Origin of the sequence: Kribbella sp. NPDC051952 (assembly GCF_040680855.1) — a bacterium.
GTDB lineage: Bacteria > Actinomycetota > Actinomycetes > Propionibacteriales > Kribbellaceae > Kribbella.
Genome location: NZ_JBFAXQ010000003.1, coordinates 359,732 through 380,572, shown reverse-complemented (window position 1 = coordinate 380,572; position 20,841 = coordinate 359,732). Strand labels below are relative to the sequence as shown.

The 20,841-nt window shown below is 64.6% G+C and carries 23 protein-coding genes; 7 read left to right on the top strand and 16 right to left on the bottom strand.

The genetic code is table 11. From position 1 onward, the window contains the following. Window positions 1-107 precede the first annotated feature (107 nt). The 4 genes from AB0L70_RS08885 to AB0L70_RS08870 are packed head-to-tail and all read right to left on the bottom strand — an operon-like array spanning window position 108 to window position 3,824. A complete protein-coding gene (locus AB0L70_RS08885) occupies window positions 108-2,312 on the bottom strand; it encodes a cell division protein FtsK (RefSeq protein ID WP_363681633.1) in 2,205 nt (734 codons plus the stop codon). Between the two features lie 2 nt (window positions 2,313-2,314). Next, window positions 2,315-3,217 (bottom strand): ABC transporter permease, encoded by a 903-nt coding sequence (locus AB0L70_RS08880; RefSeq protein WP_363681631.1) that lies wholly within the window; start codon window positions 3,215-3,217, stop codon window positions 2,315-2,317. Continuing rightward, window positions 3,214-3,450 carry a hypothetical protein gene (locus AB0L70_RS08875; RefSeq protein WP_363681629.1) on the bottom strand — a complete coding sequence of 79 codons (237 nt, stop codon included), beginning with the start codon at window positions 3,448-3,450 and terminating at the stop codon, window positions 3,214-3,216. Before AB0L70_RS08875 ends, AB0L70_RS08880 begins: the two co-directional genes overlap by 4 nt. Next, window positions 3,450-3,824 carry a DUF6284 family protein gene (locus AB0L70_RS08870; protein ID WP_363681627.1) on the bottom strand — a complete coding sequence of 125 codons (375 nt, stop codon included), beginning with the start codon at window positions 3,822-3,824 and terminating at the stop codon, window positions 3,450-3,452. The genes AB0L70_RS08875 and AB0L70_RS08870 overlap by 1 nt, the downstream gene beginning before the upstream one ends. 208 nt (window positions 3,825-4,032) lie before the next feature. On the opposite strand from AB0L70_RS08870, the gene AB0L70_RS08865 reads away from it, so the two are divergent. Together AB0L70_RS08865 and AB0L70_RS08860 are read left to right on the top strand one after the other, a co-directional pair. Next, window positions 4,033-4,884 (top strand): GntR family transcriptional regulator, encoded by an 852-nt coding sequence (locus AB0L70_RS08865; protein ID WP_363681624.1) that lies wholly within the window; start codon window positions 4,033-4,035, stop codon window positions 4,882-4,884. Continuing rightward, a complete protein-coding gene (locus AB0L70_RS08860; RefSeq protein WP_363681622.1) occupies window positions 4,881-5,558 on the top strand; it encodes an HAD-IA family hydrolase in 678 nt (225 codons plus the stop codon). Before AB0L70_RS08865 ends, AB0L70_RS08860 begins: the two co-directional genes overlap by 4 nt. Window positions 5,559-5,576: 18 nt before the next feature. On the opposite strand, the gene AB0L70_RS08855 is transcribed toward AB0L70_RS08860, so the two are convergent. After that, the gene (locus tag AB0L70_RS08855; RefSeq protein ID WP_363681620.1) at window positions 5,577-6,650 is read right to left on the bottom strand and encodes a DUF3644 domain-containing protein; all 1,074 of its coding nucleotides are present in this window, start codon (window positions 6,648-6,650) and stop codon (window positions 5,577-5,579) included. A gap of 251 nt (window positions 6,651-6,901) precedes the next feature. Here AB0L70_RS08855 and AB0L70_RS08850 point away from each other — a divergent pair, with 251 nt between their 5' ends. Then, window positions 6,902-7,762, top strand: a complete 861-nt coding sequence (locus AB0L70_RS08850; protein WP_363681618.1) for a hypothetical protein — start codon at window positions 6,902-6,904, stop codon at window positions 7,760-7,762. 234 nt (window positions 7,763-7,996) lie between these two features. Here AB0L70_RS08850 and AB0L70_RS08845 read toward each other — a convergent pair whose 3' ends face one another. The 3 genes from AB0L70_RS08845 to AB0L70_RS08835 all read right to left on the bottom strand — a co-directional run bounded on the left by AB0L70_RS08845 (window position 7,997) and on the right by AB0L70_RS08835 (window position 9,924). After that, window positions 7,997-8,230 carry a tyrosine-type recombinase/integrase gene (locus AB0L70_RS08845; RefSeq protein WP_363681825.1) on the bottom strand — a complete coding sequence of 78 codons (234 nt, stop codon included), beginning with the start codon at window positions 8,228-8,230 and terminating at the stop codon, window positions 7,997-7,999. A gap of 144 nt (window positions 8,231-8,374) precedes the next feature. After that, window positions 8,375-9,157: a trypsin-like peptidase domain-containing protein gene (locus tag AB0L70_RS08840; RefSeq protein WP_363681616.1), complete on the bottom strand. Its 783-nt coding sequence runs from the start codon at window positions 9,155-9,157 to the stop codon at window positions 8,375-8,377. Between the two features lie 62 nt (window positions 9,158-9,219). Next, window positions 9,220-9,924, bottom strand: a complete 705-nt coding sequence (locus AB0L70_RS08835) for an SLATT domain-containing protein (protein WP_363681614.1) — start codon at window positions 9,922-9,924, stop codon at window positions 9,220-9,222. A gap of 190 nt (window positions 9,925-10,114) precedes the next feature. Between AB0L70_RS08835 and AB0L70_RS08830 the strand changes: the two genes are divergently transcribed. Beyond that, on the top strand, window positions 10,115-10,726 hold the full coding sequence (locus AB0L70_RS08830) for a hypothetical protein (RefSeq protein WP_363681612.1): 612 nt from the start codon (window positions 10,115-10,117) through the stop codon (window positions 10,724-10,726). Between the two features lie 453 nt (window positions 10,727-11,179). Here the strand turns inward: AB0L70_RS08830 and AB0L70_RS08825 are convergent, their stop codons facing one another. Together AB0L70_RS08825 and AB0L70_RS08820 are read right to left on the bottom strand one after the other, a co-directional pair. Beyond that, complete coding sequence (locus tag AB0L70_RS08825) at window positions 11,180-11,698, bottom strand: GNAT family N-acetyltransferase (protein ID WP_363681610.1); 519 nt, start codon at window positions 11,696-11,698, stop codon at window positions 11,180-11,182. A 253-nt stretch (window positions 11,699-11,951) separates the two neighbouring features. Then, window positions 11,952-12,482 carry a GNAT family N-acetyltransferase gene (locus AB0L70_RS08820; protein ID WP_363681608.1) on the bottom strand — a complete coding sequence of 177 codons (531 nt, stop codon included), beginning with the start codon at window positions 12,480-12,482 and terminating at the stop codon, window positions 11,952-11,954. A 156-nt stretch (window positions 12,483-12,638) separates the two neighbouring features. Between AB0L70_RS08820 and AB0L70_RS08815 the strand changes: the two genes are divergently transcribed. Next, on the top strand, window positions 12,639-13,460 hold the full coding sequence (locus tag AB0L70_RS08815; RefSeq protein ID WP_363681606.1) for a MarR family transcriptional regulator: 822 nt from the start codon (window positions 12,639-12,641) through the stop codon (window positions 13,458-13,460). A 95-nt stretch (window positions 13,461-13,555) separates the two neighbouring features. Further along, window positions 13,556-14,248 carry a hypothetical protein gene (locus AB0L70_RS08810; protein WP_363681604.1) on the top strand — a complete coding sequence of 231 codons (693 nt, stop codon included), beginning with the start codon at window positions 13,556-13,558 and terminating at the stop codon, window positions 14,246-14,248. Window positions 14,249-14,261: 13 nt separating this feature from the next. On the opposite strand, the gene AB0L70_RS08805 is transcribed toward AB0L70_RS08810, so the two are convergent. The 6 genes from AB0L70_RS08805 to AB0L70_RS08780 form a co-directional block, all read right to left on the bottom strand. Beyond that, window positions 14,262-14,891: a histidine phosphatase family protein gene (locus AB0L70_RS08805; protein WP_363681823.1), complete on the bottom strand. Its 630-nt coding sequence runs from the start codon at window positions 14,889-14,891 to the stop codon at window positions 14,262-14,264. After that, window positions 14,891-15,400, bottom strand: a complete 510-nt coding sequence (locus AB0L70_RS08800) for a hypothetical protein (RefSeq protein ID WP_363681602.1) — start codon at window positions 15,398-15,400, stop codon at window positions 14,891-14,893. The genes AB0L70_RS08805 and AB0L70_RS08800 overlap by 1 nt, the downstream gene beginning before the upstream one ends. Before the next feature lie 55 nt (window positions 15,401-15,455). After that, window positions 15,456-16,286: a hypothetical protein gene (locus tag AB0L70_RS08795; RefSeq protein WP_363681600.1), complete on the bottom strand. Its 831-nt coding sequence runs from the start codon at window positions 16,284-16,286 to the stop codon at window positions 15,456-15,458. Window positions 16,287-16,445: 159 nt separating this feature from the next. After that, entirely contained in the window at window positions 16,446-16,904 is a 459-nt protein-coding gene (locus AB0L70_RS08790; protein WP_363681598.1) for a hypothetical protein, read from the bottom strand. 127 nt (window positions 16,905-17,031) lie between these two features. Then, window positions 17,032-18,414 carry a hypothetical protein gene (locus AB0L70_RS08785; RefSeq protein WP_363681596.1) on the bottom strand — a complete coding sequence of 461 codons (1,383 nt, stop codon included), beginning with the start codon at window positions 18,412-18,414 and terminating at the stop codon, window positions 17,032-17,034. Window positions 18,415-18,567: 153 nt separating this feature from the next. Further along, window positions 18,568-19,335: a hypothetical protein gene (locus AB0L70_RS08780; RefSeq protein ID WP_363681594.1), complete on the bottom strand. Its 768-nt coding sequence runs from the start codon at window positions 19,333-19,335 to the stop codon at window positions 18,568-18,570. 384 nt (window positions 19,336-19,719) lie between these two features. On the opposite strand from AB0L70_RS08780, the gene AB0L70_RS08775 reads away from it, so the two are divergent. After that, on the top strand, window positions 19,720-20,841 hold the full coding sequence (locus AB0L70_RS08775) for a helix-turn-helix transcriptional regulator (RefSeq protein ID WP_363681592.1): 1,122 nt from the start codon (window positions 19,720-19,722) through the stop codon (window positions 20,839-20,841).

Genomic DNA, 20,841 nt, shown 5'->3' with positions numbered 1-20,841 from the left:
TGCGGGGTAGCGGGACGGGTAGCGTTGCCGCTACCGGTAGCGGCCGGGCCGCTACTTCAACTCACCCCGCACCCCTCTTGAGTTGGTGACTCTTTGTAGATCCCGGTCTAGGTGTTGCGGCGGGCGATGGCGGCGCGGATGTCGTCGGCCTTGGCGCCCTTGCGGGTCACGCCGTCGCGCTTGACGTTGACGCTGGACACGTTCAACCCACGCGCCTGAGCCGAGATCGCGTCCGGGGTGGTGCCGTCGTACTGCTCAGGCATCTGGTCGGCCAACCGCCCCGCGATCGTGTCCCAGTGCGCGGCGGTGTCGGCGCCCATCACGGTCAAGATGTCGGCCAGGACGTCACGGCTGCCGCGCTGCATCTCTTCGCCGGCCGCCATGCCGGACAGCAGCCCGAGCCGTTCCCGCAGCACACGGGCGGCGGTCAGGATCTTGTCCGCGTCCGTGGCGTCAGCCAGCTCGGTCCGCACGGTCGGTGTCGCATCGGATGCGCCGTACAGGTAGCCGACGCCTCGGTACTCGTCCCCGACCGGCAGGGTGGCCGCGTCGAAGCCTTCCTGGTAGGCGTCGCCGCCCAAGATGGCCTCGGACACGACCCGGTTGCCGCACTTCAACGCGAACCGCAGCGTGTGGTTATCCCTGTACCGGTTGAAGAGTCGGGCCACGTCGCCGGCGCCGACACCGGACGGCTTCTGCGAGCTGGACTCGATGATCACCCCGGCCGATGGGCCTACGGCTTGGATGCGGGACAGCTTGGCGGCGATCTCCTTGTTGACGTTCTGGTCCTCGGTCTCGAAGTAGACCTGAAACTCTTCCATCACCAGCACCAGGACGTGAAGGTCCGGATAGCGGGGATCATTGTGCAGTTCTTCGGTGAGCTTGCCTTCGGGGCACAGCTCGACCGGCAGCGTGGTCAGGATGCTGTTCACGCGGTCGATGTGGGCAAGGATCTCGTCCAGGATCGCGCGGAACGTCTCGATCGGGTCATCGGTGTTGGGGTTGGGGTGAGTGCCGAAAACGATGCGGTGGGCAACCTTCTTGAACGCCAGCCAGTCCGGCGAGTTCTTCCCGTCCACCACGATCAGCCGCACGTTCGGGTCCAGTGCGGCGTACAGGGCCAGCAGGCGCGCGAAGTACGTCTTTCCCTTACGCGGCTGGGCTCCGACCAGCAGCGAGTTCCACATCAGCGACAGCTTGACCGGCGAGTCTCGCTCGTCGCGGCCGATCACGAATGCCTTCCAGATCGAGCGGCGCTTGCAGTCCAGCAGCGATGTGCGGCCCACCGGGACGGCGAGCGGGTCGCGGTCGGCCACGAACAGTGTGTGCCGGCGGCTAGAGGTCTTGTCCGGGGTCAGGAACACCTGGTTCACGTGCACATCCAGGCCGGAGGCGATCTTTTCCCGGCAGTTGACCACGTCGGTCCAGCCCTTGCCGTACGGGAGATCCACCAGCACCTGAGACCCGGTGTTGCGGGCATCGCGGGACATCTGCGACCCGAACCGCACCTCCTGGTCGGTCTTGTCGGGCTTGCCGAGTCCGGCCGCGTAGTAGGCCCGCAAGACGATGTCAGAGTTCAGCTTCCGGAACCTCGGTGCGACGACCGCAGTACCCACCAGCGTCTGACCGGCCGGACGGCCGTAGTGCGCGGCAGCAGCGACCAAACTGGCGGCCGCAGCCGCTACAGCGACCGTAGGAGCGGCGTTCAGGGCGATCGGGGCACTGATGGCAAGGCCCAGGTTCTGAGCCGCGAGAACGAAGCCACGCCACAGGCGGGTGCGCTTCAGTTCGCGGTGGATCTTCTCCCACTCCTTCAGCTCGTTGCCGTCAGCGGCCTTCTGCTCAAGGGCAAACGAGTTCGGCACCCACCACCACCGCAACTGATTACGCACCACGCGGGCAAGCCCACGGCCGGCGAACCAACCGAGCTTGCAGCCGTACCAAGGCGACCGCACCGCATGGAACGCGGCCACGTGGCCCGACCGGATCAGCGCGCGGTGGACGGTTGCGCGGAGGTTCTCCGGGCGCAGGTGAACCGGGATGATCGGCAACCGCTCACCCACAGCCACAGCCACCGGCGCGGCAGCAGCACTGTCCACCGGGATCAGCACCTTGCCCGCCCCCGGCGCAGCGTCGGTCTCGTCATCCAGGACGACTTCATAGGCGGTATCCATCCGCTCGACCTCACCGGCCGACAGCGGCACCGCAACGCCGGCGTTGTCGTCCGGGGTCTGGGAGGTGTCATCGCGGCGGGCACGGTGCGCGTCGAGGTCGATCGGCTCAGGGACGGCGTCGGTCAGAGGCTCGGTCATGGCTACTTCTCCCCGTTCTTGAACAGGCGGGCGCGGAGCTGGCGGAACCGGCCCGGTGGGCGGACCGGTTGCGGTCCGGCGTGGACCAGATGAGCGAGGGCGGCGCCCATGCCCAGGACGGCGACGGGCAGGCAGGCCACGACAGTGGTGATCTGCCACGGCGCTCGGGTGACCCCGGATGCCTCCAGCAGGTGGTAGGCGACCTGACCGAGCGCACCCAGCACCAGCGAGGCCAGCGCGGACCACTTGGCGAACCTGCGGGCCGATGCCGGCACCTGCCCGGACAGCCAGACCCGCAGCGCGAACGCGGCATAGGTCTCGACCCCGATGGGGAGGGTGATGGCGGAGTTGATGGTGAAGTCGTCCGCGATGCCGGGCAGCGGGTGGACGACCCCGAAACCGGTGAGGGTGCCGAGTCCGACCCACCCGGACCAGACCGCGACAAACGCGGGTAGGGCCAGTAGCAGGACCGGCCATGACCGCACCGGGCGCGCGGTCTCAGCCGGCTGGTCCGTAGGCTGCGGGAGGGAAGCCGCGGGGACCACCACGGTAGAGGTGGGTTCGGCAACCATCACCGGGTCTACAGGCGCCGTGACCTGCGGAAATGCCCCCTCCCCCGGCGCGGAGGGCATCTCTCCCGCAGCTTCGGTCGGGTCCGGGTCCGGCAGGTTCTCCACCGCCCGCAGGTGCGGCTCGGTCGGTTCCGGCCCGGGGTCCGGCGTCGGCTCCGGGGTGGGTTCGGTAAGCGCGTCGAGGATAGCCCGCGCCTTGTCGGCGCCGATCCGGTATTCCTTCATGATCCGGTTCCGAGACGGGACCGTGCCCAGGTCTTCCGCGAGCTTGCGGGCGGCCGGGATCAGGTCCGCTACCGGGACCGGGTAGCTGCTGCGCAGTGGCGTGCTCATGCCGCAACCTCCTCGCCAGCGAGGACGCGGCGGGCGTCAGCGACGAACCCCGACAGCGCCCACAAGTCGCCGTGTGCGGTAGCGACCTGCGCGGAATCGGCCGGGGCGTCGCCGGTCAACGTCGCCCACAGCGCACCCAGACGGGCTTCAAGCTCGTCGTGTACCTGGTCCTCAGCGACACCGAAGCGCTCAGCAAGGACCGCACAGAGACCAGTCGAGCGACGGCAGCTCATCACGCGACCTCGTCGTCGAAGCCACGCCAGACGATGATCTGGTCATTGCGGTCCCAGGTCGAACCGCACGATGAGCACTGCTCGCCACCGTCGCGCAGCGTGCTCGTGACGACGCCGGACGGGCAGGCGCAGGGATGGACCCCGCCACCGGCGCGTTCGGCCAGCTGCCGCTGTACCGCCAACACGCGACGCTCAGCGCGCCGCAGCCGACGCCAGTCGAGGTCGGAGGCAAACGGGCCGGCGTTGAGCTGGGCAATCTGGGCGTTCAGGACGTCCAGGTCGGCCGCGATCAGCGGCCACTCACGATCGATCTTGGCGAGATCCGCCTCGGACGGTCCTTCGTCACTGACGGACGAAAGGTGGATGATGCTCATTGGGTTGTGCTCCTCTACGCAATGGACTAGTGCGACCCAGACGCCTCGGCGGTGACAGCCGCCGGGGCGTCGCTTCAAAGCTGATTTCGATCTGACTAGCCTGACTAGCCAGGTCGTCATGTGGCTAAGTTACATAGGCTGGCTAGCCAGGTCAAGCTTTTCGGAACAGCTCGCCTAGCCTGCCTAGTCAGGTAGTAGAATCCGGGTCATGGAGCAGCAGCTAGACCCGACTGACCCGCGCCCGCCGTACAAGCAGGTCGCCAACGCGCTGCGCGCGGCGATCCTCACGCACAAGTTCAAGGCCGGGGAGAAACTCCCCTCACAGAACGACCTCGCCACGCAGTACGGCGTCGCCCGCATGACCATCCAGCAGTCTCTGCGGATCCTGCGGGATGAGGGCCTGATCGTGTCGCGCGTCGGCAGCGGCGTGTACGTCCGCGAGCAGGCCGACCAGGCGGTCGGGCTCCGTCCCCACATCGAGAAGGCTTTCGAGCGCGACTCAGTCACCATCGACTTTGCCGGCCTAACCGGCGAGACGCTGCTCGGCGCTCTCGAAGAGCCCATCGACCGCATCAGGCGCGGCCGCCTCACTCCCCAGTCGATCACTATCCGGATGCTCCTACCGGATCTCTCCCAACCTATGGCCGTGCCTTCCCGCGCCGGCAAGGACCCTGGTGACGACCCATCTGTGCGAGCACGCGTGGAGAAGATCGCGAACCGGTCGGCCGGAGAGATCCTTGAGTCAATCCGCGAACTTGGCGAGCTGGGCTTGGTCTCGAAGGTGACCGCTGAGGTCCGCGTCGTCGGCCTGCCGATGATGTTCAAGCTCTATGCACTGAACGAAGAAGAGGTGTTCTTCGGCTTCTACCCAGTCGTAGAGCGCGAGGTCGAAATCGACGGCAAACCCGTCTCAACATTCGATGCCGTCGGCAAGGACACTGTCCTCTTCCACCACTCCATCAGCGACGATGACCGAGCAACAGGCTCGCAGTACGTCGACCAGGCGCGCCGATGGTTCGACAGCCTCTGGCAGACGCTAGGCCAGGTCCGCGACCTGTGACCACCAATCCCCTGACAAAGATCCTCAGCTCAGCAGAAGCCGTCCTCTTCGACTTCGACGGCCCAATCTGCTCGCTCTTCGACGGATACCCAGCTCCTCAGATCACGCGCGAGCTTCTGGAGCTGGCCTACCAGATACGCGGCGACTTACGACCAGGACTAGAGCAGGCCTCTAGCCCGCACGAGTTGCTACTTGCTGCGGCTGGCGATCTGGGGCTGGCCCGCCAGCTAGAAGCCGCTCTCCAGAAGGCTGAACTAGCGGCGACCGAGACCGCCCGCCCAACTCCAGGCGCAGCCGAATCCGTTGCAGCCTGCGCCGCTAGCGGGCGTCTCACGGCGATCGTGAGCAACAATTACGCGGAAGCCGTCGTTGCATACCTCTCACAAGTTGGACTCTCAGGACAGGTGGCGCACATAGAGGGGCGCAACCCGGCCGATCCGACGTTGATGAAGCCCGATCCCCATCTCATCGAACGAGCGATCAGAACGCTGGGCATCAGTGCGACCTCATGCGTCTTTGTCGGTGACCAAACGACTGACATAACCGCTGGTCGAGCAGCAGGTGTCCCGACGATCGGATACGCCAATAAACCAGGGAAGAGCGAAGCGTTCGAAGCGGCTGGAGCTGATGCCATCCTGATCAGCATGTTCGACCTGGCGGCCGCCATCCACTGACAGCATGCCTCAACGCACCTAGGCCGACGCGGCTAGATCGGCGGTCGCATCAGGCGCATCTTTGCCGCCATCAGAAACCCCCATCACTTCCTTATAGGTCTGCTCATCACTCAACTTGCGCACCAGGTAAGCAACCCAAGCTTCCGTATATTCATACTGCCGCCAGGTGCTATTCCAACGACAAAAATCTGACTTCGTAAGTTCTTTGTCGTCAGCCCCACTTGACGGCCGAACCTTATAAAATCGCCACGCCATTGTGTGATGATTCATGTTAAACGGCCACGAGATCTGCGACTGCACACGTTTGACCACCTCACCCGGCCGAAGCGTACCTAGGCTTGACACGGACACCTGCTTCTCACGAATGATGGTCTGCACCTCATCCAACTTGCCGCGCTGGTCTTCCGTGAGTTCATCCATCCGAACAAACGTCATCGCAGCATCCGCTTCAGTCTTGGGTCCGGTATAAGGTACCAAATAGATGCGGAAGTCAAATCTCTGATCGTCATTGATACTAGGCTCCAGATTTGCATCGAAGTCTTGCACCCATTCCAGGACACCTTTCGGTACTCGCTTACGCAAAGCCTTTAGCGCTTCCGCGGCATCATCGGTGATAGATGACAAAAACAGCGGGAATCTCAAATTCTCACCGAGAGACTGATCTGCGCCAAACATTCCCACTAGCGTCTGCTCATAGTTCAACAGGAAGGCTTGGGTTCGACCAGCAATGAGGGCCGCTATATCTCGTTCGTAGCGATGCTCGATACGGTTCCTTAACCCCACGAAGAAGTTCAGATTCACTCGCCTGGGATCATTATCTGAAAACTCTTCAGCAAGCAATGTCGCCAACGGCTTATGTAGCCAGTCGCCGTCTGCGCTCCGCTGCCGCTGGCCTCGATGGTTTCGGATGTAGAGGTCGCCGCCGTCACGTTCGACCTTCGACTGCAGGAGCTTGAGCCATGCCATGCACATGTGCACAATGAAGGCTTCGAGCTGTCGTTCAGTGCCGGAACGGTTGTAGAGGTCGACGGCAAGCGTGGCTTCGGTCTTGGATGCTTGGAGTTGGTGATACCAGCGCGGGCGGGGTGCCATATTTGAGGATAGATCCGTCCTACGGGAAGTGCCCAGCCCTTGGGCCGCTCCGGTATCGAGGCAAAGCAAAGGCGCTCCCTCGGCATCGGGGCAACCCAAGGGCAGCTCGCGCCACCTGACCGTTCCGCACTCGGATCTCCTGAGTCGAGCCGAATAGCGGTCGGTGACTTGGGTCGATCCACCCTTGAACGCCCGGCTGAATCTGTGGCCGGTTCAATCGGCGAAGAATCGTAGCCGGGTAGAGTCGGGTTGTGACTAAAGGGCCTCGGGACTACAGCACAGGAACCGAACGCGCACTGTTCAGACTGGCGGACGCCACCTGCTACTTCCCAGGATGCTCGACGCCGATCATGACCTACGAGAGCGGCGAGCCGATCGTTGCCGTTGAGATCGCTCACATCTGCGGCGCCAAGGAAGGGTCTGCTCGGTTCGATTCATCCATGTCTGATTTAGAGCGCGCATCGTTCGGAAACCTAATTCTGCTCTGCACGCCGCACCACAAGCTAGTCGATCGGATCAGGCCCAATGAGTATCCAGTCGATGTACTCAAGGAATGGAAGCAGGCAAACGAGCCAACCGACGGCCTGCAAGCTCTCAATCGTCAACTTAACGACGCGAACCTGGAAGACATTCTTGAGAGGTTCATGGCGGCACAGACACCTGTACGACTGGTCGAAGTTGATCTACTGGCCGGCATTGCCCTGAATCCGTCCGAAATCGCCGCCATGTCCTTAGACGACCTCAAAGGCATTCAGTCGCTAAATCCCTCGCTGTCATCCAATCCTCGGCTGATATTCGTCAACATCCGCAATGTCGGCTCAACTTCCGTGTCAGTCGAGGACGTCGCCTTCTACCTTGGCTATCGGAAGTCAGGCAGCGAAGAGGTCTTCGAATCGGCACTGTTGGGACGCAACGATTTTCCGCCTTCGAACCCGCCGTTGCCATATCGCCTACCTGAGGGCGACGCAGTCCGCTGGCTAATGAAGGCGGAAACACTCGAGATGCTGGCTAAACTCGGAGACGCCACTCTCATTACCGTGACAGCGCAGGTCCAGCTTGCGTCAGGCGAGAAGGTGCGTTCATCCGACATGCAATGGCTCGCGCGCGACTGACCGGCACCCCTTGATTTGGACACGCCAAAGGGGATCAGTCCAGCAACAGCTAAGCACGCGCGGCGTCATAGACCGCCTCACCGGCCCGCGTCACGACGCCGCCATCCCGGCAACGGCGGCCTCCTGTCGAACTGAAAAGCGAAGGTCGGCGGTTCGAGACCGCCCCTGACCACCCTTGTCACCTGCGGTTTCTCGTTCTGAGAACCGCCGATCCTCCCGCTAATCCAGCAACGTCTACCCGGCGACGGCGTCCGCGAGCTGGTCCAGCGCCTTCCGCTGGTCCTCCAGCGATGCGTGAGCGTAGATCGCCATGGTTACCTGTACGTCCGCGTGGCCCACGATCGCCTGCACGATGTGCGGCGGCACCTTCAGCCGCAGGAGCAAGGTCACACACGAGTGCCGCAGGTCGTGGAAGCGCATGTCACCCAGCCCGGCCGCCTCCCGCAGCGGGTACCAGACCCGCCGCAGGTTGTCCGGCTCGATCGCCGTACCGATCAGGCGTCGAGACTCGTGGCGAATAGCACCTACTGCGCGGCCAAGTTGGCCATGCCCGCGCCGCTCGCCGCCGCGGCTGGAGTCGCGACTCTGCCCTTCGAACGCATAGCCGGCTGCTTATGCCTCGATGGGGGATACACCATCGGGCGGCTTCCCGTGCTCGATGACCTCTCTCACTGCGGACATCTTGAACACTCGGCCAAGGTCACTGTGTTGATCAGTGCGGCCGGAGTAGATACCAAGAAGCGTGAGAGGGGGGTTCTGTCCGTCGTTGAGCTTCCATCCCCCTCGTACGGGAATCATGCCGTGACTGGAGTACCAGAAGACCGGCGCCCCAGACTGTCCAGTTCGCGTCCGGCTGTCGACCAAGAACATCGGCAGCTCGTCGTGATCGAAGTCGAGTTCGGTTGCGATGGTCCCCCGAGTCCACACCGGGAACCCTTCCCCGCTTGTGATGTTGAATGGGTACCCGACGATGCTCACCTCGTCGGGAACAGCCAGTTCGGCGAGCCCGGGCGCATCGAGGTTGACGGCATAGATGGTGGCGACCGTATCCAGCTCCAGCAGCGGTACCGCTACTACGTCAACCACGGGTCCGCTTGGATGCTGCAGCCAGATCGGCTGGCCGTCCTTGAACAGCGGCACGACGCGGTCTGTCCACTGTCCGAGCTGGCCCATCCAGGTGTGACGGATCGCCACGGCGTCCGGCCAGGCCCCCGTCCTTTGAGAGATCAACTCGCCAGTCACGGCGTCGCGACCGGTGATGTTGTGACCAGCGGTGACAAGCCAGAACTTGCCCGAATGTCCGACGACGACTCCCGTCCCGTTGGCCAGAGGTGCACCGTTGACGCTCATCGAGAGGTACAGCGACATCGCGGACGGCTCATGAACTGTGGGCATGGCAGGGAGTGTAGGCGTGCTTACCCGAAAGCCTTAGTCACAAGAGTCGCCGGCAGGACACGTCAGGTTGCCTTACCGACCTCCCGAGGACTGCTGACTCCCTGATCAGGTCGCAGGATGTCCAGCAGTCGTCCGCCGATGTCACCGGAGGCTCCCTCTACCTCTTCTACAAATCCGTCGAACGTTCGGCTGCGCGCCCCCTCGTCTGCCTGCTGGCCGAGTTTGTACCCCAGGCGCCTGCGTGCTCGTGTTAGCTCGACAGCCATCGCGTGCATCTCGGCACTGTGACGCCGGTCCTGAAAGACTTGCTGTAACCCCTGAGCAACGGCTGCAGCAGCGCCCAGCGAGGCGGCGACCCAGCCTGACAATTGAGCTGCGATAGCGACAGGAACAGTCGTTGCGAAGACCAAGGTGAGCGCCTCGAGATTGCGAGCTCTGCGCAACTTGCGGGCCGCAAGTCCGCTGTAGGTGATGATGATTCGATCAACCGCGGCCAGGTAGCGCCGCTGGTGCGGTCGCAGGGCTGGGATTTGATCAGACCTCCTCCTAGCAGTCGGCGAGGACTTCGGCAGGGGGCCACCAGCAAGTCGGAGCCTTTCTGCCCCACCTACATCACCCGCTACCTCTTCCTCTTCCTCTTCCTCTTCCTCTTCCTCTTCCTCTTCCTCTTCCTCTGTCAGAAGAGTTGCGCGCCAGAGGAGGAGCGCGCCAGTTACCGTGAACACAAGGCCCAAAGTGTGTCGAGCCTGCCTCTGCCAGCGGGTCATAGTTTCCCCTCCAATGCGAGCGTGCCCTCAGTATGGAGGTGAGCTATCCGTGGACACTAGGTCGCGAAAGCACCATCAGTCGCGTGACATTCGCAGCGCTCAGCCAGGACCACGTCGCCCGCCGTGCGCACTCCACGCGTGGCCCGGCTGAGCCAGTGACTCTGTCTGAGGTAAGAAATACGCTCGGCCCATGAGTGATTCGGAACTGGCTGTCGATGGCTCCATGGTCGTTGGCATCATCGGCGGCAAACTGCACGACTTCCGCGAGGTCGGGTTGCCATTCCAGCAGGAGGTCATCCCAGCGCTGGAAGGACTGGGCATCACGAATGAGGACGGCGGGACAGTCGAGGCTCGATACCCGGACGCTCCCCCGTTCCCGCCGCAGCAAGGCCCGAAGGCGACGATTCTCATCGAGGGAGCCCTGATCGGTCTCGGCCTCTACCTTGTGAAGAAGCTCGTCGAGCCGACCATCGAAGGTCTCGGGAAGCAGATCTACGAACAGATCGTGCAGCCTGCGCTTGAGCGGCTGTGGAGCAGGATGCGTCAACAGAAGGGTGTGCAGCGACCAGTCACCGCCCAATTCGATCACTGGTTTGATGGGTCGAAGGTCCTCGTCCGAGTGTTGATTCGCTGCGATCAGAACGCTGAGACGCCGAACGCTGCCGTCGTGACGGCTGCCCTACACAGCGCCGCAGAATGGCTCCAGCACAACCCGGTCACGCATCGGGTCCTGACATACGAGGTTGCTGACGGGAAGCTGCCGAGCAAGCCGAAACTGTCGGAGCCTATCGAGATTGGCTAAGGTGCGGCGGGTCCAGCGGCAGGTCCAGCAACGCCGACCATCAGGGGCCGTCTGGAATCGCCGGTGGACGGCTCTCAGCAACGGAGCAGCCTCCCCGCCCGGACAGCTCCGGCGAACTGAAAAGCGGAAGGTCGGCGGTTCGAGACCGCCCCTGACCACCACACCCTCTCCGGCAGCCGGGGAGGGATTTTCTTTCCCTGGGCACGCATGCCGGCCCCCACTCGAACGACCCCGATCACGCGTACCGCTCTCGATCGTGGACACATAGCCTGTGCTACTCACTTCTCACCGGTCGACAGACGCTGCAGTGGTAACTGCTGAGACCTTCTGCACAGCCCGGACAGCATCGGTCGATCGGTGCACGAACGGGACCCGCGGGTTCGAGGGACCGGGCGGTGACCGCAACGTAGACCGCAACGGTCACCCACGGAGGACGACTCCACCCGACACGGGTCAGGGGGTGGGGCGGTCGAAGATTAGTTCTAGGCCGTCTTCCTCGTCCCACTGTTCGCCGTTCTCTACGAAGCCGAAGCCGGCGATGGTGGCCAGTGACGCCTGGTTGGTAGGGCTGATTGTGGCCCGGACGGTCCGTACTGCGGGTTCGGCGGCCGCGCGCTCCAGGAGCGCGGTCACGATCGCCCTGGCGAAACCCTGTCTCCGGTACGCCGGGTCGACCGTGTAGCCGATCTCCACCATGCCGGCCGCGTCCGGTGGACCGTGGAAACCGGCATACCCGACCACGATCCCATCGGCCACGACGAGCTTGACGAGCCATCCAAAGGTGCTGGGATCCCGGGTCAGCTGATCGAGGCGGTACTGCCAGAGCCACTTGGCCCGGTCGGTGAGGAACTCGTCGCCGAGTGGGAAGCCGAGCTCGGTCTGCGCCGCGGGACGGTCGTCGACGAGCAACGCGCTCAGCGCCGTACTGGTCATCTCGACGAAGCGAACCGTTCGGGGGGAAGTAGTAGTCATCGCAGTCATCTTCGGCGTCGAGGGCCCCGCCAGACCACCCATTTACCCGCCAGCACCTCGGCATCGCAGTCGCTCTGAAAGCGGAAGGCCAGCGATTCGAGACCGGCCCTGACCACCACCTCCCCAAGGCAAGTCGTCGCCACACGTACCGAGTGAAAGAGGCCGTTCGTCGCCTCGTACAGACCACGCAGCCTGAGACCGAGCCGGAGCTCGACGCCCACCGATTACCCTTAGCCGGCGGCTCCGTCAGGGCTCAGGTGGACGGGGCGCGGAGGCCCAGCCATTGTTTGGCGTTCCAGGCTTCGAAGCGTTCTAGTTCGGTGAAGCCTAGTTTGGTGGCTAGGCGCATCGAGGGGGTGTTGGCGGACTGGGTGGTTAGGACTACTGGTTCGCCGGGGAGGACGGTGTCGAACCAGGTGAGTGCTGCGGTGCAGGCCTCGGTGGCGTAGCCGAATCCCCATGCCTGCGGTAAGAACAGGTAGCCGAGATCGGCCTTTCCCGCAGCAGCCGGGCGACTGTGCTCCGTTCCTCTCCGGAGCAGGACATGGCCGATCATCGTCCCGTCGAGCTCAACGACGAAACTCCCGGGCCACCGCCCAGGCACCTCAGGCATCTCGCGCTCGAGCTCGTCACGCGCGCGGGCGCCACCGAGGTAGGTGTGCACCTCCGGCGACGCCAGCAGTTCGACGAACACCGCGCGATCCCGGCTCTCGGACTCACGGAGTACGAGTCTCTCGGTCTTGATCGGCTCAGGCGGCCAGGCCACATGTCCCAGATCTTCCACCCGCGCACGCTAACAGGCGGTCGAATCAACAGAGCGCGGCCTAAAGCGGTCGCCCTGAGCAAGAAATTCGTCAGGGCGGTGTCGAAAGGGGTACGGGAGGTTCGTAGGTAGGTTGAGAGACCGGTGACAGGCCGGTTCGACGACTGGAGAACCGAGATGGAAAGCGTGGCGCGGCGACTCAAGGAGCTGTTCGTACCGATCCATGAAGTTGCCTACATGGCCGACGAGCCGGACGAAGAGCTGCAGGCGCTCGGGTACGAGAGCTACTGGCCGCTGTACTTCGCCTCAAGGTCGGCGCCACTCGGGCGCGTACCGGCCGAGGTCGTGGACGCATTGTTCTACAACTTCACCCCAGGCGAGGTAGCCGCGTGCATCCCGAGCGTCTGGGAGGTCGCCACGCCGGAGGCCGTCCTCGCCGCCCGCGAGCGTGGCTGCGTCAAGGCGCTCCGCCGGATCCTCGGCGAGCTGGCCGACAGCCCCGCGATCGCACGGACCGCCGAGCTCGCCTTGAGGGCCGCGTTCAACGCGCCGATGGAGGGCAGGATGCTGTACGCCGGACTCCGCTCACTGCCCGTACCCGAGGAGCCCCTTGCTCGCCTCTGGCATGCGGCCACCCTGCTCCGCGAACACCGAGGTGACGGTCACGTGACCGCCCTGGTCGCAGCTGCCATCGACGGGCAGGAGTCGCACGTACTGCAAGCGCTCTACTCGGACATGAAGCCGCGAGACTTCGGCCGGCTCGACCCGCTCACCGACGACCAGCTGGAAGCGGTCGTCGACGGTCTCCGGCTCCGCGGCCTGGTCGACGCGGCCGGCGGGTTCACACCGGCGGGCCGGAAGCTGAGGACCGAGATCGAGGAACTCACCGACGAGTTGGCGGCTCCGGCGTACACCTGTCTCGAGCCGCACGAGATCGACGAACTCGTCGTCGAGCTCAGCCCGGTCGCCGCGAAACTCAACGCCGCCAGCCCGTTCTGACCGGTTGTCGGACGGCCCGGTACGCGCGCACACTCGAACCGGCGCTACTTCGCGCCGGGGGGATCTCCGACCTCCCATGGCCGTGGGGAGGCGGCATGGACGAGTCACAAGCTCTTCGGCGCGCGGGGTGGGCGGGCGCCGCTTCAATCGTGCTGCTCGTGGTCGCGGTCGCGCTGTGCTACCTGGTCGGTGTCGACGATCCAAGCATGTCGGACGAGGACATCCTTGCGAGGCTCAACAACGACGCACGGCAGGCCGCCGCCGGCGTTGGCCTGCCCGTCCTCTCCGCCGGGGTGGCGCTGCTGCTCTGGTTCGCCACCGGGCTGCGCCGAGTACTGGACCGGCTGTCTGGCGGCGACCCGCTCGCGCACGCGACCGTGCCGGCCGCAGCGCTGTTCGGTGGGCTGATGATCACCGGTGTCTCACTTGATCTGGGCAGCGCGTTCGCTGCATGGTCGGACGAGTTCACCGCCGATCCGAACACCGTCCGCGCGCTCGGCATGGCAGGGCAGGTCGTCGCACTCACCGGGCTGATCGGTTGCGGCGTACTGGTCGCCGTGACGACGCGGATCGCCCAGCAGGCAGGTGTCCTCCCGAGGTGGGCGGTCTGGGTGTCGTACGCCGTCGTCGTACTGTGCCTGTCCGGCTTCTGGAGCGGGGGCATGGCGTCCGTGGCCGTCGCGCTGTGGCTCATCGGCGCCGTGACCGGGGTACTGCGGGCGGCCCGGCGGACACCACCTGCGGCCACCACTCCGACGCATGACGCACCGGCTCCGGAAACCCGCTGACGCCGTACGGCGCTCACACGGCCTGTAGGTGTTCGGTTTCGTTGAGGGCGAGGACCTGGTGGCTGTGGTGGGTGTCGTTGCGGCGAAGCGTGGTGATGCTGCCGGAGGTCAGGGGGAAGAAGACTCGGTCTGTTGAGGTCATTGGCATGCCGATCCAGGCCGCGATCAGGTAGCTCGAGGCGGATCCGTGGGATACGACGATCTGGGTTGCGACCGGTTGGCGGAGGATGTCGTCGAGGGCTGGGTACAGGCGTTCGACCAAGGCCATTCGGGTTTCCGCGCCGGCTGGTCCGTCGTGGTGGCCCAGCCGGTCGCCGTACTCGGGGAGTGGGATGCGGCGCTCGTCCAGCCACGATTGGGGACGACCGTCGGCTTCTCCGTTTGATCTCTCGCGAAGGCGCGGATCGGTATGAACTTCGACGGAGAACCTGCCGGCGATTCGCTCTGCTGCTTGACTAGCTCGACGAAGATCAGACGAGTAGACCTCAACTGGCTGGGATCCAATCCTGCTTGCCAGTACGTCGGCGATCCGTTCGGCCTGCAGGCGCCCACGGGTGGTCAACTCCGAGTCGTGCCAGCCACCAACAATCCCGTCAACATGATGCTGCGCCTCAGGATGCGTAACCAGATAGATGTACCTCATCATTTGGTGTCGTGAATATGTCTGGGTTCCAGGATTGCACTGAAGGCGTGTTCGACGGCTTTGAGGGTTTGGTCGATGGATTGGCCGTCTACTGGGATGATGGTTGCGTTAGTGTCTTTGAGTTGGGATCGGATCAGGTCCCAGCCCCAGATGTAGCCTTCGTGGTTGGTGTCTGGGTTTCTGTGTTGCAATCTGGCTCGTTGTTCTTCTTTGGAAGGCATCAGCCAGACGGCGTTCTCGGCGACGCCGGCCATCTGGGGCGTGACGAAGGCGCCTTCGACGACTACCGACGTACGCACGGATTGAATATCTTCCATGATCATTGGTCGGCGGTCGAAATCTCCTGGGCCGGTGCCGAGGACGTGGAGACCGGCTGCGGCGGCGCGTTTCTCATGGTCGAATGCATGCGCATCCACGCTGTACCAGAGAAATCCGTACTTTCGCGCGAACAGGCGGCTCACCGTGGTCTTGCCTGCCGCCGCTGGACCGCCCACCCAGAAGATGCTCACATGACAAGTCTATTGCGGCAGGCCAATTCCACCTCGGAGTTTTGCTAGCGAGGGATCACCTTGGCGGGTCGACGAAGAGGCGGATGCCGGTGTCGGCGGTGATGACGGCGCGGTCGCCCAAGGGTTGCGTCAGGGTGATGGTGGTGGGGGTGCTGCGGAGGACCGCTATACAGCCGCCGGAGAAGGCGGTGTGGGTTCCTCCGATGACCACCAGGTCGTCGTATTCGACGACATGGGATGCGAGGTTAGGGTCGCACGCGCCGTGGTTAAGGGTGAACGTGAGGATGTTGCCGTCGGCCCGCCTGAGAGCGTCGGGCGAGAGTAGATTTCGCGACGGCGTGGGGAGGCTTGTCGGAGGGACAGGGAGTGCCGGGGATTTCAGCACGTCTTGGGGAACCGCGAGTACGACGATCTTGATCGAGAGCCCTTTGACGGTGAAGGACCAAGCAGGGCCTGTCGCCGGGCCGCGGGTGGTGTCGATCTTGGCCGTTCCCAGCGTCACAGCGGTGATCGTGAGTTTGCACAGCGCGGCCGGGATGCTCCGGCAATTGCTGGCCTGCGAGCCGATCTCGCCGGCCAAAGCAGGACGAGCGTCGAGAACGGTAGTCGGGACGCTTGATCCGTCGGCGAAATCGACGCGGGAACCGCCGCCTGGCGGAATCCGTACGCCAGGCGCGATGACAACATTGCCCGCCGACCAGGCCAGCTTCTGCTCGGTCGTGTCGAATGCGAGGCCCGGCGAACGAGTCCCGCGCAGGAAGATCCCTTCCGGAGGCTTCGGGATCCCGGCAGCCCGGACGGCATCTGCCACGACCTTCGCCCGGTCGACGAACTCCGGCGGCGCCGGGACTGCCGGGATCACTGCCGGATTACCCGACGCCGGCACACCACTCAAAGAGGCCGTCGTACTAGGCGTCACACCAGCCGAGCCAGTCGGCACCTCGCTCCCGCACGCAGCCACAACAAGCCCGACGACGATGGCGGGAATCAAGTACGCACGAGAGCTCATACCCCTAAGATGCGGCGAGTACGGCGTTTTGTCGCTTCACGGTCGCAATTGCCCAAACAGCACCCGGCTCACCAACCCAGCCAGGATGAGGGCGATGAACCCAGTCAGCGCAACGACCGACAGAATGCAGGCCAGGTTCTTCGCCAACGCCAACCTCGGCGTCACCTGACTGAACCCATCCGTCAGCACAGCAAGCGTTGCCAGCGTCGCGAAAGCAACAGCTGCGATCACCAGCAAGATGATGTGGTGACCGCCCAGCGTCGCAGTAGCCGTGAACTTCGACGTGTGGTCGAGCCACGAACCCACGGTGTACATCCAGACAACCGTTGCCAGGTCGGCTGCCATCAGGAACCACATCGCGGTCGCGGGCCGCGACGCGATCCGCGATCCGATCTGCTTCACCCCATCGGATCGCTGGTTGTCGGTACTGCGGGACGGACGGACCAGCACCAGATCGCGCCTGGTGCTCAGACTGTTTGCTCGGCGGACGGCCACTCCTCTGCGCTCCTCACTCGACGGAGCTACGTCCGCATCGGATCGCGGACGCGCGTCTGGCCTCCATTAGGCGATTGCCCTGCAGGGTAAGGCGAACAACGATGCCGCGACGGCACCGTCCCCACCTTCACCGACCTGAATACGCCGCCGCGAGCTCCGCAACCAACGGCTCGCCGGCTCCACGCGTGCTGGCAAACCACTGGGACGACCCGAGCGTCCCTGTCTCGATCAACCGCGCAACATCTGCCGGAGAAGGCCCGCCCGCGAAGGCCGGCGTACCCGCGTCAGGCAACGTCTCCAGCAGTACGTCGACCATCCGCGCCAACCGCCGATTCCGCAACTTGAGCCCCCGCGACAACCGCGCCTCCGCAGCCACCCGCCGCCACTCCCCAAGCACAAACTGCGCCCGCCGCCGACGCAACAGGTCGTCGTCGGTATCCGTCCAGGCCGGCGGCGCCTCACTCTCAGGATCGAAGACATCCGCCCGCAGGTCCTCGAGACGCGCACCACGCAGCGGCACCATTTCGGTGAAGACCGGCGTACGAGCGCCCAACCGCTCAGCCTCGCGCCCGGACTTCAACGTCAGCAAGACAGGTTCGTACGCCGTACCCGACCGGCTGTCCACCAGCCGGATCATCAACCGATCCGCGTGGACCGCCGAGGGCGGATAGGGACCGTACGCCGGCACCATCGCCCGCACCGCCGACTTCTCCGGCGTCATCACCAACCGGATCTCCGGCCCCCGCAGATCGGTGTCGACAATGCGCGCACGCACCTGCCGAGGATCCACCGCACTACTCAGCGCGAGCTCGCCGAAATGGTCCACCTCGTACGACGCGGAGCTGTCAGCGAGCCGGGATGACCCAGCAACCCGCACCGCCGCCTTCAGCTTGACCCACGCCTCGGCCACACTCGCGAAGGCCTGGTCCGGACCGTCTACCTCACGGGCCAGGGTCGCGTATCCGTTGGTCAGCCGCGAAAGGCCGGAGAAGAGTGCCCGCGGCAACGATGCCGCCGAGTCCGACAGCTCGGCCAAACAGCGAGCCAGCTCGTCAGACGAACGTCGTGCGAGCACCATTGCGTGCTCGGTGAGCATTTCCCGGGACGGCCCTCGGCGCAACGATCGCGCGGCCCGCGCCCGGGCAACTGCACGTTCGGCGTTCAGCAAAGCCTGGTTGAGAGGTAGCTGCAGCCACTTGTCCAAGGCGTCGATGACCGCGATCCGCTGCCAGGGCCCCTCCGGCGCCACCTCAAGCGGAAGGCGATCCGCCGGGCGATTGGCAGAAATACGTCGTACGGCGTCCGCTCCGAGGACCGCGTCCGCCAGCGCAGGGTCGACATCATCCCAGCTCCGCACGGTGACCGAATGCCATCGCTCTGGCGCAGCCAGGTCGATCTCGACGCTGAAGCCTGGCTCCAGCTCGGTTTCCCCGACCAGGTCGGCAGGCTGCGACTCGGTGATCCGCACGTCGGGCTCGCCGGTGCCGGACGCGGTCAGGGCGACGATCATCAGGTCGAACCTCCTTCGCGCGCTGCCGGTGCCGGCTGTCGAGATTGTTGACGATGTCAACGGCATCGACGGCCGACCGTGCGATGGACCACGGTTCCCCAAAGGTTAAGTCTGAAGGATTCGCTGGTAAAGGCCGTGTAAAAACAGTAGCGATCAGTGCCCGGTCGCGATCGACCACGCGTGTTGGGCGTTCGCGCGGACCGGGCAGTCGGCCGACGTCGCGGTGTCGACCCACGGTGGCGCCTTGCGCGCGGCCAACTCGCGGGTAGCCAGTCGCCGCAGACCGTAGTACTGGTCGGCGCGATCCCACACGGACTTCGTCATCCGGCCGGCCGCCGGACGAGCGAGCTGGCGCAGGTCGGTCGCGCTGCGGAGAAAGCCGTCGCGGCGGCGTTCCCGGAACTCGTCGATGCGCGCCTCGACCGCCGCGCTCTCGTCATCCGGCGCGGGCTCCTGGAGCCAGGTGTCGCGATCGGCCTCGACCCAGCAGAGGTACTCGACGAAGACGAGCACCAGGATGTGGCGATCCTGCGTGCTGCCGATCGGGTGATCGGCGGCCTGCCGGCGCAGGAGGCTCAACTCACCCTGCTCACGCCAGATCAGGCGAACAGTACGGAAGGCGAGTTCAGCCGCGCCACCGATACGAGGCGGCAGCGCCAGCCGGACAACATCGCCTTTGGCCGGAAGGACCGGGAGCCCCGGCTGCCGGCGATGCCTGCTCGCCGCGGCAAGACCGAGAGTCGTCCAGGCCAATCCATGGTCGCCGGCCGCGCGGTAGGCCATCGCCCGGGCAATCGTGCGGAGATCGGCGCCGAGGTAGGCATCGGCCAGTTGTCCTTCCCGAAGTACGCGCGCGGCCTGCCGCCAGTGACCGAGCTCCAGTGCCTCGATCGCCGCGGCCTCCCCCCGAGCGGTGGTCATGGCCGTAGCGGGTCGGCGATGGGTGGAGGCGTCGGGGTGAGCGTCTGTGTTGCGGGGGTAGAGCAGCTCATGAGGGGCACCTGCTTCGGTCAAGCGATTCACACCGGTGGGGTCCGCCGGTTCTCCTGTCTTTCGAGTACTGGGTGGCTTCAACTGGCTACAACCTGACTTCAGTACTACGGTAGAACTACGGTGCTATCCGGTCAATCGGAGGCGTGTTGTCACAACTTGCTCATAGAGAGGTGCACTGAGTCAGGAGCGCGCGCCGTAGATCACCACACCGTAAAGATTGCCGTCTTGGACTTCAGATGAAGTCGGTGTAGAGCGGTAGATAGGTATAGGGTGACCGAATCTTGGACACTTGCGCCCTTTGGGAGTGATTCAGTGGCCCCCTCAGCAGAGGCCGTAGTACTCGCCAGGCGACTCCGCGACCTGCGCGAGTCCCGAGGGCTGACCCAGAAGGCCCTCGCGCAGGCATTGAGCGGTGACGACACCCGGGTCGCGATGGCAACGATCAGCTCATGGGAGTCGGCCGGCAACCCCAAGCTGCCACCGGCCGAGCGGCTTCGTTCGTACGCGTTGCTGTTCTCTACGACCGATGACGCAACTCAACTCCCCCGCGAGCAGGATCTGAACGCGGCTGCTCAGGAGCGCTTCAACACGTTGCACCGAGAGCTCATCGGGTTGCGCGACGCGGTGCGTGGCCAGGTCGGCTCGTCGATCGGTGGCTCGTATCTCTACGACTTCGAGCATGGCCCGATCACGATCATCTGTCCCGAGGCGCCGGTCGAGGGCCGGTCGCCGATGGCGGCAGAAGACAACCCCAATCACACGCGGATGTATCGCTACGCGGATCTCGACTCGCTGGTCGAGCTGTGGGGACACATCCGGGCCTCCAACCCAGAGCTCAAGGTGGGTCATCGGCTCCCCGCCGAGATCGTTGCCGACGACCTGTCCGGCCATCTGATCGTGCTCGGCGGCATCGCGTGGAACCAGGTCACCAATCGGCTCCAGCGCGTCCTGAACGAACTCCCCGTCCAGCAGGTCAAGGTCTCCGACCTGGAGAACGGCGAGATCTTCAGGCGGCCGGACGGCGAAGAGTTCCGTCCGGAGTGGGAGCCACGCGAAGGCGCCGCAACGGAACTCCCAAGCGCCAAGCAACTCAAGAGCGCGCAGATGGATGACGTCTGGCGCAACGGCAAACGGCACGATCTGATCGAGGATGTCGGGCTGGTCGCACGGCTGCCAAATCCGTTCAACCACCGCCGCACCATCACTATTTGCAACGGTGTTTACAGCCGAGGCGTACTGGGCGCGGTCCGCACCTTCACCGACCTCGCAGTCCGCGAACGCAATGAGGCGTACGTCGCCAGTCAGTTCCCCGGCGGGTCCTTCGTCATGGTCCTCCGCGTGCCGGTGGTGAATGGCGAAGCAATCTCGCCCGACCTGGAGAACCCCGAGAACCGGCTCTTCGAGTGGCCTTCGAGTGACGAGGCCGCGGAGTGA